Genomic DNA, 13,535 nt, shown 5'->3' on the forward strand with positions numbered 1-13,535 from the left:
GCTTTTTATTTAGGCTTTTTTTGTTTACAATATGGTTATTGTTCTATTAATTAAGGAGTGAATTCAATGAGTAAGAGTATCAATTTTGATGATATCAAGAATTATCAGTCTGACGTAGATAAGCGCAAAGACGCTAAGATTTTAGAGCGCGCCGTTTCTCACCAAGGAGTCGCTAAAGTTAGTGCTAACTACAGTTCAGAAATCGCTAACAAACCTGTGTTTTCCATTGAATTAGAAACTGGTGACGTTGCGAACCAACAACGCAGTGGTCGTTGTTGGACATTTGCAGCCTTGAACACTTTACGCCACAAAGTTGCAAATGAATTTAACCTCAAGGGTAACTTTGAATTATCACAAAACTACATTAACTTCTGGGATAAGTTTGAAAAGTCAAACTTCTTCTTGGAAAATATCATTAACACTGCCGATAAAAAGCGGACATCTAGAAAAGTTTCATTTCTCCTTGCTACCCCCCAACAAGACGGTGGACAATGGGATATGCTCTGTGCATTAGTTGAAAAGTACGGTGTCGTTCCTCAATCAGCAATGTCAGAAACTTTCAATAGTAATAACTCTGCTGATTTAAACAGCGTTTTAAACTTGAAGCTTAGACGCGATGCAATGATCTTGAGAAACCTAGTTAATGATGGTGAATCAAAAGAAAAAATCGCTGCTAAAAAAGACAAGATGCTCAATGAAATCTATCGAGTACTTGTTTATGCGTTGGGTGAACCAGCTAAAAAGTTTGACTTTGAATACCGTGATAAAAATAATAACTATCACATTGAAAAGGGCCTTACTCCTAAGACGTTCTACAAGAAATACATCCAATTAGATTTGGAAGATTACGTTTCAATCATTAATTCGCCTACTGACGATAAGCCTTACAAGAAGACTTACACAATTGAATTACTAGGAAACGTTGTTGGTGGTCGTCAAGTTAAGCATTTAAACCTTTCAATCGATGACTTTGAAAAATTAGCAATCAAGCAGCTAAAAAATGGCGAAACAGTTTGGTTCGGTAGTGATGTTGGTCAAGATTCTGATCGGCAAAAGGGAATCATGGACGACAAACTTTACTCCAGAAATGAACTATTTGACATTAACCTTGATTTAACCAAGGCAGAACAATTAGACTACGGTGAAAGTGTAATGGATCATGCCATGGTTATCACTGGAGTAGACATCGTTGATGGTAAACCAACTAAGTGGAAAGTTGAAAATAGTTGGGGTAAAAAAGTTGGAACTGATGGTTACTTCGTAATGAGTGAATCATGGTTCAGAAAGTACGTTTACCAAGTTGTTATCAACAAAAAATACTTCTCAGATGAATTAAAGAAAGCCCAAGCACAAGACCCAATCGTCTTAGATCCATGGGATCCAATGGGTACCTTAGCTAAATTCTAATTTCAAAATAAAAAGCTGATCCTTAGGGATCAGCTTTTTATTTACAATGTTTTTTTATCAACAATTTTTAATTGACGGTCTAATTCATATTGAATTGGTTTCCCGTTCGGTACCTCGACTCTATCGATTTGTCCATCACTAATGCGTTCTAGATACTTAATCATGGCGCGTAAAGTACTACCGTGAGCAATAACCAATTGATTATGACCATCTAACAGGCGTGGAGCAATGGCATCCTCCCAGTATGGCATAATCCGTTCGTAAGCCATTTTTAAACTTTCCCCTAGGGGTTCCAATACCCCAATTCGTTCATAGCGGTAGTCATGGTCACGTTCTTTCAACAACGGCGGCACCGAATCGAAACTACGCCGCCATTGATTAAACTGTTGCTCCCCCACTCGTTGCTTAACAACTTGTTTATTTTGACCCCGTAGCGCTCCATAATGGCGTTCGTTCAAGCGCCATGATTTATGCTCATCAATAAAGGCCTGCTCAATTTCATCTAAAACGATGTTAGTGGTATCGATTGCTCGAATTAAAAAGGAAGTGTGAACATCATCAAATTGAATTCCAGTTGCCTTAATTTTCTGCCCTGCTAAATGAGCCTGTGCAATTCCGACATCAGTCAATGAAACATCATTCCAACCAGTAAAGATATTATTAGCATTTGCTAAACTTTCTCCATGCCGCATTAACGTTAAAAACAATCGTTATCCCACACTTTCTAATTTGATCACTCAATAGCATCCTTCATTTCGGAGCTATCGGTCTTAGTGCGATTACCAATGAAGGTAATGACTGAACTAATTAAAATTACAATAATTCCAATAATTGTATTAATCGAGAGGGTTTCATGTAAAATCAATAGTGCCAAAATAGGGGCTAACCCTGGCTTTATAAAGAACACGAGTGATGCCATTGAGACCCCGCCGCGATCCATGGCCAAGAAGTAAAATGCAAAGCCCCCACCTGTCACGCAGACACAAATAAAGAATAAAATCCAAAAATAATGGACACTAACGTTTTGTAAAATCGGTGTATCAGCAAAGGATTTCATCCAATTAACCGTTCTCATTGAATTAGCAACTGCTGGAATTTTAGAAATCAATACTAATCCAAACAACTCGATCGAACCAGCAATAAATGTATAACAGGTCATCGTTATTCCATCAAAGCCACTAACTACGGATGACCACCGTGATACGATGCTATAAAGGCCAAACGTAACTGCAGAACCAATCGCTAGTGAAATCCCCAGCGGATTAGTTAACTTAGTTGGATTAACGATTATTAATAACCCTGCTATTGATAATAGCATTGAAATTAAATTCAAGCGACCAATTCGCTCTTTTAAAATAATAAACGCAAATAGCAATGAAAAAACGGGATTAACGCTAAACAATACCGCAACCGTTGCGGCTTCATCATATTCAATCGCCATTTGATATAGCGTCATACTAACAATCACACATAAAAAGCCACTCAATGCAAACACTAGCAGGTCTTTTTTGGTAAATTGCTGGTTCGCTTTTTTACTGTGCCGCAAAGCAATTGGTAATAGGACCAAGCCACCCACGAAGAATCGAATTAAATTAAGTTGAATCGGTGAAAAAGCACCTTGGACACTCTTTAAAGCAATTTCCATCGAACTGAACATAAAGGTTGAAATTAAAACATATAAAAGCGTTTTTCGCAAAACAATTTCGCTTCCTTATCTGATTAAAATTTTTGAACCAACGTCATTAAGATTGGAATTACGATTAAACTAAGTAACGTAGTTTCAGTTACCATTAACGATGCGTATTCATCATCCGCATTATATAGTTTGGATACAACTGGTGCATTCGTCATCACGGGCATTGCAGATTGCAAAATAAAAACTTGTTTCATTAATACTGGCATGTTCGTAAACGTTACCAATAATGTCATCAAAAGCGGTGCCATCATGAACCGTCCCAATAGAATGCCCCAGTTAAGACGATCGAACTTCACAGACTTTAAGCTCACCTTAGAAACAGCAATCCCTATAAATAACATCGAAAGCGGGGTTGTTAACCCACCAATATAGTCACAGCTTTGGAGGACTGGTTCTAAAATTGGGTGTAATAACTCCATTTTGGGAATGTCCAAGAGGACCATGATAACGGCAACGATAAACCCTAACAGTGGTGGTGAAAAAACTTTTTGTAGGGTTTGTTTTAAATTAAACTTGCTATCGGCATCACCATCCCGTTGGATCAAATAAACGCCCAGCGTCCAAAAGAACGTGGTATTTGCCATATAATAAACCAACACATATGGTAAACTGCGATTCCCAAATAATGCTATGTTGACTGGCAAGCCCACAAAAACAGTATTAGAATTAAAAAACATGGATTCGAACAATCCACGATGGTACTTAGCGATCCTAAGCGCCCTGGCAACCGCCACTGAGATCCCGAATAAAATCAACATGGAAATAACGGGGAAGCGAAGGTCAGGCAATGTATGTAAAAGCGTCTGTGCGGTAAATTTACTAGTGATCGTGCTAATCATATAGGCAGGTAAAGCAACTTGGGTAACGATTTTTGCGATCAGTTTCGAAGATTTCTCATCGAACCACTGTCGTTTAGCCAAGAAGAAGCCTAATAGGATCATTAATAAAATCACTACAATTCCAGAAATACTCTTCTCAAAAACTATCAAATAGCATCACATCCTAACTCAAAAATTATTGTAACAGTTTGCATTATAGCATAAAAATAAGTCTGCTTTAACGCTTCAATTTTTTCAAATATTAAATATTAAATTGGTGTTAAATATCACTAAGTAAAGTTGTGATTTGATTCAATTTTTTTTATAATGCAAACATATTGTTTAAAAATCGAATTCAAGACTATAAATGATGGGGTAATTAAAATATGAATAATTCAAACGAAAATAATGGTTATCAACGACGCGAAAATCGAACCCATTTTAAAAAACGTAGTCATAAAAAGCTATGGAAGTTCCTGATTATCTTACTAATCATCGTAACGGCTGGATTGATTTACTTATATATGGCTTATAATAGTGCACAAAAAACCTTCAATAAAACATTTGAAGCTGGTGATACTCATAAATTAAGGGATGTATCATCAGTGATCAGTAAGGATAAGCCATTTTCAATCTTACTATTAGGAACTGATACAGGGGCATTGGGTCGTGATGACATGGGAAGAACTGATACCATGATGGTAGTCACGATTAATCCCAAAAAAGAGAATATTTCAATCACTAGTATTCCACGGGATACTAAGGTAACTGTACCTGGTGATTCGCAACCATATGAAAAAATTAATGCTGCGTATACGATTGGTGGGCCATCGACTGCCGTTCAAACGGTTCAAAACTTGTTGAACATCCCAATTGATTTTTACGCAATCATTAACATGGGTGGACTCGAAAAAATGGTTGATGCCGTCGGTGGCGTGGAAGTCGATCCGCCACTTACTTTTAAGTACGGTAATGCAAACGTGGTCAAGGGGCAAAAGGTAACTTTAAACGGTAAACAAGCACTTGATTACTCAAGAATGCGCCATGAAGATCCAACCGGTGATTACGGTCGACAAGCACGCCAAAGAGAAGTACTTCAAAAACTAGTCCTTAAGGCAATGAAGATTTCTTCACTACCACGTTACAAAGAAATCCTCGAATCACTAAATGGTAATTTAAAGACTGATATTACTTTTAATGACATGGTTTCGATGCGGGCTCGTTATGGTGATGCAACGCACCATATTAAGTCAGATACCCTGCAAGGTGAAGACGCCACTATCGATGGGATTGACTATCAAGTCGCACCAGAATCAGAATTACTAAGGGTTTCTAACTACATTCGCAAGAATCTAAACCTCAGTTCACTATCAAGTATCTCAGCAACACAAAGTGCTACTGATGATAACGGGAGCGGAATTGATAGCACCACTGACGGAACTAGTACTGACGGAACTGGTACTGGCGCTACTACCAGTTCATCAACTGGATATTAAACAAAAAAATACCAATCTGGGTAATGCCCAGATTGGTATTTTTAGTTTCAATTATTATTTGGTAATTTCATCCATGTTTAAGCCCAATGCATCAGCGACACGTTTTCCATATTCATGATCTGCATTGTAAAATTGACGCGTTTCCAAAACCTTATTTTCATGGCTCTTCACAGTCCCGAGAGTTCCCTTAATCGTCTCAATTAAGCGGTCTCGTTCCTCTGGGCTCATAACACGGTATAAGGCACCAGCGTCAGAATAATAGTCGACATCGTAGGTCTTATAACTACCTGCATCCCCCTCAACGCTAAATGGCTTAATATTAGCGTGAGGATCTTCAACAGGGCCACCTTCACCATTTGGTTCGTAGTTAACGGCATTCCCCTGATCATGAGCCATAAAACCATCCCGTTCATAGTTCTTAGGGGTACCGTTCTTCGGACGATTAATTGGTAGCTGTTCATAGTTAGCACCTAATCGATATCTTTCAGCATCTTTATATGCAAACAAGCGTCCTTGAAGTAACTTGTCTGGGGATGCTTCAATTCCTGGAACTAGATTAGCTGGTGAAAAAGCGGCTTCTTCGACGTCATCAAAATAATTAGTTGGATTTTCATCCAATGTAAATTCACCGACTTCTTGGAGTGGATAGTCTGCATGACTAACGACCTTGGTCACATCAAAAATGTCCTTCTTATAATTCAAACCATCTTCATAAGGAATAATTTGCACCATCACTTTCCACTTTGGGAAGTTTTTATCTGCAATTGCATCATATAGATCATGAAGCAAGAAATCAGTGTCCTTTGAAGCGGTCTTAGCAGCCGTTTCGTTCGACATGTTCTTTACGCCTTGTTCACTCATAAAGTGATATTTAACCCAGAACACCTCACCCTTGGCGTTGACCCATTTATAAGTGTGACTTCCATACCCATTCATTTCACGATAACTAGCAGGATTACCACGGTCACCCATTAAATAGGTCACTTGATGAACTGATTCTGGAGAATGGGACCAAAAATCCCATTGCATATCTTGACTTCTTAAGTGAGTATCTGGTTCACGCTTTTGCGAATGAATAAAATCTGGGAACTTAAGTGGATCATTAACGAAAAAGACAGGGGTATTATTACCAACGATATCGTAATTACCGTCATTAGTGTAGAACTTCAATGCGAATCCACGAACATCGCGTTCTGTATCTGGATATCCTGATTCACCAGCAACTTGGGAAAATCTGATGATCATTGGTGTCTTTTTACCAGGTTCGCCATTAAAAATATCAGCCTTAGTATATTTACTCATATCATGAGTTAGCTTAAAGAACCCCTTTGCACCAGCTCCCTTAGCATGAACGACTCGTTCTGGAATTCTTTCACGATTAAAGTGTGCTAGTTTTTCTAGTAATTGGTAGTCTTGCATTAAAACAGGGCCACGATTTCCAGCTGTTTGTGAATGATTATTGTCAGCCCATGGTTGACCTTCAGCTGTTTTGATCTTATCTGTCATGTGAACCACTCCTTTTAATAAATACAATATTTTTACAGAATAATGGTAACATGGTGTCACTTTATTGACAAACAAAACGGCGCACAAAAAAAGCTGAAACGCATTTCTGCATTTCAGCTTCTTATTTATGCGGCCAAGAGGACTCGAACCTCCACCGAGAAAATTCCCGACAAGATCCTTAATCTTGCGCGTCTGCCAATTCCGCCATGGCCGCATGTGAAAATCAACATATATAAATATATCAAATATTCACAAAATAAGCAACTCTTTTTTTATTATTCACCACGAACAGTAGCGCCATCACGGTCGAGATCCATTACCCGCACTTTTCCTGCTAATCGGTCATCTGCACGGAGTTGATCACGCAACTTGATCAATAAGTCTCTTTGCCCCAGCGATACGATCACTGGACCCGTACCGCTAATAAAGGTTCCATAAATCCCTAAATTATGAGCGGCCGTACGAATTAGATCTAAATTGTCTTGATCGCGTTTCAAATTTTCTTCTCCAAAATATTCTCCCTCAATCAAAGAAGATGCAACGGCCCAATTATCAGTAATTAAAGCTGCTACTAATAAGTTAGCATCGTTACTGGCTGTTAATGCAGACTGAGCATTAATTTGCTTAGGTAGCTCGATTTTGCCTACTTTACCACGTGGCATAACAAACATCAACGCTGAAACGGCGGGCATTTTAGCTTTAATTGCAGTTAATTGACCATCTTTTTCATTTGAAATTGTTAAATCACCTAAAAAACCGGCAGCAACATTTTCAGAATGCTCTTCAATTTCACTTCCAATTTGCATCTGTTCGTCGATTGAAAGATTTAAATTTCCCAAAGCATTGGCAATTTTTATCCCTACGATTACTGCAGTAGTACTAGATCCCAAACCATGTTCAACTGGGATATCAGACATTACCGTTAATTGATGGGGATGAATTTTAGGATCTAACCGTAAAATTGTTTGAACGATTAAATTATTTTCATCATGCGGAATGTTTTCACCGAGCGCATGGTTAACACGCCAATGGTCAGTTTCTTCTTCTACGATTACTGTATAGTAAAGGTGTAATGCTAACCCTAATGAATCGATACCAGGACCTAAATTAGAAACAGTCGCTGGAACTCGAATAATGATCTTTCCCAATGAATATCGCTCCTTTATCTTCTTTGTGAAATTAATTTTAACCTACCACGACATTTCCCGCAAACAAACTTGCTCGTGTTAATTAACCGTTCGCGATTATATTTTCGATGACATTTTTCACACTCAAATGTATATCTGGGTTGATCAATGCGTGGAGCAAACCGTAGCCCACCCACCGCAGCTAAAAGCTGTTGAAATTCTTTTGTACGATGTTGACCACTATAACCTGCTAAATGGAGATGGTAGTGGCATAATTCATGCTTAATAACCCCAATTAGCGTTTCTTTAGAAAAAGCCGTTAACATCTTCGGATTAATATCAATATTGTGACTTTTTAAATAATAACGTCCGCCCGTGGTTTTTAAACGATGGTTAAAATAAATCCGATGGTTAAACGGTCGGGCAAAATACCGTTGTGAAATTTTTTCACATAGCGCTTGTAATTCCTGATTGGACAATAATAAAATCTCCTCTACCCCTTAATACTTTAAAATACGTGATTATATTATTATCCGATTAATAAAAAAAAACGGGTTGCCCCGTTTTTAATCATTAACCTACTAAAATTTTTTGAGTATATTTAATTACGCGTGCAACACTATCGCTTTGGGCATCTTCTGAATCTTTAAAGGCCCCTTTATCAATAGTATTTTCATCAACATTAATACTATCAACCATCTCTTGGCATGCATCAGCATAATCTGAATAAGCACCCACTAACAACTTATGCTTACCAAGAACCCTTGCTGGAACGCCTAGCACTTTTAACTTGCGAAGGGTTTCCTTATAAAAAGTAGTCCCATTTTGAAATTTTTCTTTCGTCTCTGCCAAGTTAATATCAGATAAATCATCCTTATCCAATGCCTTTTTTAATGGTTCATAAAACTTAGCCAGCTTTTCACCAGTTTTATCCGTTTCAGTAATTAATTGTGAAACAGTTGGTGCATAGTTACTCATTTTTGCGCCCTTCATATTTGTTAACTCCTTTTTATTTCCAGAATGTGGAATAGATATTTACAGGTAATTCCCGTTTATGTTCAGTCTTAATATACCAGTTTTCAATGGTTTGCGCAGCTTTTTCATCAACATCCTTACCCTCTAAATAAGCATCGATGTCAGAATAACGAACCCCTAAAGCTGCTTCATCAGGTAATGCAGGACGATTATCCTCTAAATCAGCAGTTGGGACTTTATCATAGAGGTGTTTAGGCGCATTTAAAACGGCTAGTAGCATTTTCCCCTGCCGCTTATCTAAACGCCACAATGGAGTTATATCGGCTGCTCCATCACCAAATTTAGTATAAAAACCAGTAACTGCTTCTGCAGCATGATCCGTTCCAACTACGGCTCCAGAACATTCACCTGCAATTGCATACTGAGCAATCATCCGTTCACGTGCCTTGATGTTCCCCTTATTAAAATCATTAATAGTAGGGCCATCTTCTTCAACCGCATTAACTGCAGCATCCACCATTGGCTTAATATTAACTCGAATTGTCTTATCAGCATCCATATACTTAATTGCTTCCATAGCATCAGCTTCATCTGCTTGTTCACCATACGGCAACCGCACCGCGATAAACTGGTAGTCATTATTACCAGTTTCTTCACGTAATTCACTGATTGCCATTTGAGATAACTTACCAGCTAGTGTTGAATCTTGTCCTCCAGAAATACCGAGAACCAATGTTTTCAAAAAAGAATTCTTTTTCAAATAATCTTTCAAGAATTCGACACTATTTCTGATTTCTTGATGTGGATCAATCTCAGGCTTCACCTTCAAAGCAGCAATGATTTTCTTTTGTAAAGGTCTCATAAAGCTCCCCCTAATCTTAATAATTTAACTTTTGAACGTATCCATGAACCTGTTCGATCAACTTCATCTTATTATCCCAACAATTCTTAGATAGATCCACCGGATAATCCTGTGGGTTTAACTGCCGTTTGTATTCTGGCCACAGCGAAGCAAGCGATTCATTCGCATGGGCTTGAATATCGACTAATTCTGGAACCTCATAAACCTGTTCACCCTTATCAATTATTGTCTTTAAGAGTGGAGTAGCTTCAAAGTCAGTCAACGTCTTACTAATGTAAGTAAACTGCGGATGGAACATGTACAGACTATCTTGACTGTTAGGATCTTCATCACTCAACGCAACGTAATCGCCTTCTGATTTTCCATCTGACTTCTTATTGATCCGCCAAACTTGTTTCTTCCCAGGAGTAGAGACCTTAGCAGCGTTATTAGATATTTTAATGGTATCACGCATTGTCCCATCGTCATTCTCCACTGAAACCATCTTATAGACAGCTCCCAAGGCTGGTTGATCATATGCGGTAATTAGCTTGGTTCCAACACCCCAGATGTCGATCTTAGCATCTTGCATTTTTAAACTAGTGATGGTGTTTTCATCTAAATCATTTGAAGCAATGATCTTAGTGTCCTTAAAACCAGCTGCATCTAACATCTCCCGAATCCGTTTGGAAAGGTATGCCATATCTCCAGAATCAATCCGCACCCCTGCGAAGTTGATGCGGTCACCCATTTCCTTAGCAACCTTAATCGCATTAGGAACACCACTTTTCAAAGTATCATAAGTATCAACTAAAAAGACACAGTTCTTATGGGTTTCAGCATAGGCTTTGAAAGCATCGTAATCATGACCAAATGTTTCTACCAATGAATGAGCATGGGTACCACTAATTGGGATTCCAAATGACTTTCCAGCTAAAACATTAGAAGTAGAATTAAAGCCACCAATGAACGCAGCTCTAGTCCCCCAGAGGGCGGCAGCAGTTTCTTGTGCTCTTCTAGAACCAAATTCCATTAATGGATCGGATCCGACCGCTTGGCGAATCCGAGAGGCTTTTGTAGCGATCAACGTTTGATAGTTTACAATGTTTAAAATTGCAGTTTCAACTAATTGACACTCTGCTAAAGTTCCCTCTACCTGCATGATAGGTTCATTATTAAATACTAAATCTCCCTCTTGAGCAGAACGAATCGTCCCCGTAAACTTAAAGTTACGTAGAAATTCTAAAAATGCGGGGGTATATTCCCCATTTTCCTTTAAGTATTGAATGTCATCATCGGTAAAGTGAAGATTATTAACATAATTAATTACATGCTCTAATCCAGCAAATACGGCGTATCCATTTTCAAATGGCATCTTTCTGAAGAATACTTCGAACACCGCGTGGCGACTTTCCATTTTCTTTGAAAAATAAGTTTGCATCATATTGATTTCGTAATCATCAGTATGGAGCGTTAAATTCGTATAGTCTCTAAGTGACATTTCCTATTTACACCTCAAAATAATCTTTGATAAACTTGATAGTTCAATTATAATTAATATTATACATTGAAAGGATGTTTTTATTGAACGACAAGTTAAAAAAAACCACAATTTTAAATATTTCATATATTAATACTAACTTTACCCATTTTTTACAAATTATTCAAGCAAGAGTTCAGCAACGTGAAAATACATTCATTGCAACCGTCAATCCAGAAATTGCTTACTATGCATATCAAAATCATGATTACCAAAACCTTTTAAAACATGCTGATTTTATTACTCCAGATGGTATTGGAATTATTAAAGCATCTGAAATTATTAATCAACCCATTCAAGAAAGAATTACTGGGTTTGATATATTTAAAGCAATGCTAGAATGGGGAAATCAAAATCATAAATCAGCTTATTTCGTGGGGGCAAAACCTAAGGTTATTGAAGATTTAAAAAGTGTTTTGCATAAAAAGTATCCCAATTTAATAGTCAGTGGGATTCGTGATGGTTATTTCAAGGAGAACGAATCTGTAGCAAAGGAAATAAAACGACAACAACCTGACATGGTCTTTTTAGCCCTTGGATCACCGAAACAAGAGAAGTTCATTAATCAGTATCGTCATTTAAATAACGGGCTTTGGATTGGCTTAGGCGGCAGTTTTGATGTTTTATCTGGTAATAATAAAAGAGCCCCAAAGTTTTGGATTAACCACCACTTAGAGTGGCTATATCGTTTACTTAAAGAACCAAAAAGGCTTCCCCGAGTTATGGTCATTCCGAAATACCTCAAGTTAGTTCGAAAATCAAAATAAAGTCGTAGTTGGATATAATCCAGCTACGACTTTATTTTTCGAGATAAAATTCAAACCGCTTTCCAACGTATTGAGTACGAACATATTCAAATGGAGTCCCATTTTGTAAATATGTGATTTGTCTAAGTCTTAAAATTGAATCCCCTTTTTTAATATCTAGATAGGTAGCAATTTTTTCTGAAGCTAACATTGCGGAAACCGTTTGGTGCGCCTTTCTAGGAATTAAATCCTTTTTCTCTTCCAACGCTCGATAAAGTGAACTAGTAACATCTGATTTACTAAGTCCATCAACAATGTTTTCAGGAACCGTTGCAACCTCAAAACAAATTGGAATTCCATCACCATAACGAATCCGTTCCATTCTAAGAACTTTATCGTTTTGACCAATTTTTAATTTTTCCATTTCACTTAATGATGGTGCCATCACATGATAAGAAATGGTCTTGCTATCAGGTTTTTTACCCTGTGAAACCATGATATCTGTAAAACTGGTTACCCCAGACATCTTCTCTTGCACCTTAGAATTAGCAACAAAAGTTCCTGATCCCACATGTTGCTCTAAAATACCCTCATCTACTAAAGTTTGAATTGCTTGTCTTAAGGTCATTCTGCTAACTTGAAAATGATTAGCTAGTTCCCTTTCTGAAGGAATTCGATCACCAATTAGCCATTCTTTATCTTCAATTTTACGCTTGATTACATTATGGATTTGAATATAAATAGGTGAACTCAAATTAAAAATCCCTCCATTTGATTCTGATAGTTTCATTATATAGCATCTTTGATCAAATTTAATTCTTTTAAACTAAAAACATTTACACAATAAACAAAAAAACCGTTATATCAACGTATTTAAACATTAATAATAACGATTGTTTATTAAGATTGGGCTAGCTGGGTTCGAACCAGCGCATCACGGGATCAAAACCCGTTGCCTTACCACTTGGCTATAGCCCAATATTATGGAGGGGAGTGGATTCGAACCACCGAACCCGAAGGAGCGGATTTACAGTCCGCCGCGTTTAGCCAGACTTCGCTACCCCTCCGAAATGTAGAAGTATCGTATCAAACGACAATTAATATAATACCTAAATATAGCACAATAGTCAATAGTAAATTAACATTTTATTGTAATTACTCAACTAATTAGCTATATTTATGCCGGCTGCAGGACTTGAACCTGTGACCCTCGGTTTACGATACCGATGCTCTACCAACTGAGCTAAGCCGGCATATAATATAACACAAAAGTGCTAACATAAGTTAGCACTCTATCTAGTTATGACTCCGGCAGGCGGGCTCGAACCGTCGACAACCTGATTAACAGTCAGGTGCTCTACCAACTGAGCTATGCCGGAATAA

General features: G+C 37.8%; 13 protein-coding genes and 5 tRNA genes. 3 read left to right on the forward strand and 15 right to left on the reverse strand.

Annotated elements, in window-relative coordinates:
• The first annotated feature begins 66 nt into the window (after positions 1-66).
• Complete coding sequence (locus tag ACSYTE_RS06740) at positions 67-1,407, forward strand: C1 family peptidase (protein ID WP_491716676.1); 1,341 nt, start codon at positions 67-69, stop codon at positions 1,405-1,407.
• A gap of 41 nt (positions 1,408-1,448) precedes the next feature.
• Here the strand turns inward: ACSYTE_RS06740 and ACSYTE_RS06745 are convergent, their stop codons facing one another.
• The 3 genes from ACSYTE_RS06745 to ACSYTE_RS06755 are packed head-to-tail and all read right to left on the reverse strand — an operon-like array spanning position 1,449 to position 4,092.
• Positions 1,449-2,099 (reverse strand): 2,3-bisphosphoglycerate-dependent phosphoglycerate mutase, encoded by a 651-nt coding sequence (locus tag ACSYTE_RS06745; protein WP_491716677.1) that lies wholly within the window; start codon positions 2,097-2,099, stop codon positions 1,449-1,451.
• A 41-nt stretch (positions 2,100-2,140) separates the two neighbouring features.
• The gene (locus ACSYTE_RS06750) at positions 2,141-3,103 is read right to left on the reverse strand and encodes a DMT family transporter (RefSeq protein ID WP_491716678.1); all 963 of its coding nucleotides are present in this window, start codon (positions 3,101-3,103) and stop codon (positions 2,141-2,143) included.
• Positions 3,104-3,126: 23 nt separating this feature from the next.
• Positions 3,127-4,092 carry an AEC family transporter gene (locus ACSYTE_RS06755; protein WP_491716679.1) on the reverse strand — a complete coding sequence of 322 codons (966 nt, stop codon included), beginning with the start codon at positions 4,090-4,092 and terminating at the stop codon, positions 3,127-3,129.
• 215 nt (positions 4,093-4,307) lie between these two features.
• Between ACSYTE_RS06755 and ACSYTE_RS06760 the strand changes: the two genes are divergently transcribed.
• A complete protein-coding gene (locus tag ACSYTE_RS06760) occupies positions 4,308-5,417 on the forward strand; it encodes an LCP family protein (protein ID WP_491716680.1) in 1,110 nt (369 codons plus the stop codon).
• A 54-nt stretch (positions 5,418-5,471) separates the two neighbouring features.
• On the opposite strand, the gene ACSYTE_RS06765 is transcribed toward ACSYTE_RS06760, so the two are convergent.
• From ACSYTE_RS06765 to ACSYTE_RS06795, 7 genes are all read right to left on the reverse strand, one after another.
• Complete coding sequence (locus ACSYTE_RS06765; RefSeq protein ID WP_491716681.1) at positions 5,472-6,923, reverse strand: catalase; 1,452 nt, start codon at positions 6,921-6,923, stop codon at positions 5,472-5,474.
• A 128-nt stretch (positions 6,924-7,051) separates the two neighbouring features.
• A tRNA-Leu gene (locus tag ACSYTE_RS06770) sits at positions 7,052-7,137 on the reverse strand.
• Between the two features lie 61 nt (positions 7,138-7,198).
• The gene (locus tag ACSYTE_RS06775) at positions 7,199-8,071 is read right to left on the reverse strand and encodes a homoserine kinase (RefSeq protein WP_491716682.1); all 873 of its coding nucleotides are present in this window, start codon (positions 8,069-8,071) and stop codon (positions 7,199-7,201) included.
• Between the two features lie 14 nt (positions 8,072-8,085).
• Positions 8,086-8,529 (reverse strand): SprT family protein, encoded by a 444-nt coding sequence (locus tag ACSYTE_RS06780; RefSeq protein ID WP_491716683.1) that lies wholly within the window; start codon positions 8,527-8,529, stop codon positions 8,086-8,088.
• A 94-nt stretch (positions 8,530-8,623) separates the two neighbouring features.
• Positions 8,624-9,043, reverse strand: coding sequence for a hypothetical protein (locus ACSYTE_RS06785; RefSeq protein ID WP_491716684.1), 420 nt, complete (start codon positions 9,041-9,043; stop codon positions 8,624-8,626).
• 16 nt (positions 9,044-9,059) lie between these two features.
• Positions 9,060-9,887, reverse strand: coding sequence for an NAD(+) synthase (gene nadE, locus ACSYTE_RS06790; protein ID WP_491716685.1), 828 nt, complete (start codon positions 9,885-9,887; stop codon positions 9,060-9,062).
• 16 nt (positions 9,888-9,903) lie between these two features.
• A complete protein-coding gene (locus tag ACSYTE_RS06795) occupies positions 9,904-11,367 on the reverse strand; it encodes a nicotinate phosphoribosyltransferase (protein ID WP_491716686.1) in 1,464 nt (487 codons plus the stop codon).
• 74 nt (positions 11,368-11,441) lie between these two features.
• Between ACSYTE_RS06795 and ACSYTE_RS06800 the strand changes: the two genes are divergently transcribed.
• Positions 11,442-12,173, forward strand: a complete 732-nt coding sequence (locus ACSYTE_RS06800) for a WecB/TagA/CpsF family glycosyltransferase (RefSeq protein ID WP_491716687.1) — start codon at positions 11,442-11,444, stop codon at positions 12,171-12,173.
• 31 nt (positions 12,174-12,204) lie between these two features.
• Here ACSYTE_RS06800 and ACSYTE_RS06805 read toward each other — a convergent pair whose 3' ends face one another.
• The 5 genes from ACSYTE_RS06805 to ACSYTE_RS06825 form a co-directional block, all read right to left on the reverse strand.
• On the reverse strand, positions 12,205-12,906 hold the full coding sequence (locus ACSYTE_RS06805) for a GntR family transcriptional regulator (RefSeq protein ID WP_491717311.1): 702 nt from the start codon (positions 12,904-12,906) through the stop codon (positions 12,205-12,207).
• A gap of 152 nt (positions 12,907-13,058) precedes the next feature.
• Positions 13,059-13,130 (reverse strand) — tRNA-Gln (locus ACSYTE_RS06810).
• A 6-nt stretch (positions 13,131-13,136) separates the two neighbouring features.
• Positions 13,137-13,219: transfer RNA gene (locus ACSYTE_RS06815), tRNA-Tyr, on the reverse strand.
• Between the two features lie 113 nt (positions 13,220-13,332).
• Positions 13,333-13,405: transfer RNA gene (locus tag ACSYTE_RS06820), tRNA-Thr, on the reverse strand.
• Positions 13,406-13,458: 53 nt separating this feature from the next.
• Positions 13,459-13,531 (reverse strand) — tRNA-Asn (locus tag ACSYTE_RS06825).
• Between the last annotated feature and the right edge of the window lie 4 nt (positions 13,532-13,535).

The organism is Nicoliella sp. ESL1120 (assembly GCF_058508515.1).

What these genes read in the sequence shown, in the direction of transcription:
- ACSYTE_RS06785 (WP_491716684.1), bottom strand. Translation starts at nt 9,043, where the DNA reads ATGAAGGGCGCAAAAATGAGTAACTATGCACCAACTGTTTCACAATTA.
- ACSYTE_RS06795 (WP_491716686.1), bottom strand. Translation starts at nt 11,367, where the DNA reads ATGTCACTTAGAGACTATACGAATTTAACGCTCCATACTGATGATTAC.
- ACSYTE_RS06765 (WP_491716681.1), bottom strand. Translation starts at nt 6,923, where the DNA reads ATGACAGATAAGATCAAAACAGCTGAAGGTCAACCATGGGCTGACAAT.
- ACSYTE_RS06745 (WP_491716677.1), bottom strand. Translation starts at nt 2,099, where the DNA reads ATGCGGCATGGAGAAAGTTTAGCAAATGCTAATAATATCTTTACTGGT.
- ACSYTE_RS06740 (WP_491716676.1), top strand. Translation starts at nt 67, where the DNA reads ATGAGTAAGAGTATCAATTTTGATGATATCAAGAATTATCAGTCTGAC.
- nadE (WP_491716685.1), bottom strand. Translation starts at nt 9,887, where the DNA reads ATGAGACCTTTACAAAAGAAAATCATTGCTGCTTTGAAGGTGAAGCCT.
- ACSYTE_RS06760 (WP_491716680.1), top strand. Translation starts at nt 4,308, where the DNA reads ATGAATAATTCAAACGAAAATAATGGTTATCAACGACGCGAAAATCGA.
- ACSYTE_RS06800 (WP_491716687.1), top strand. Translation starts at nt 11,442, where the DNA reads ATGTTTTTATTGAACGACAAGTTAAAAAAAACCACAATTTTAAATATT.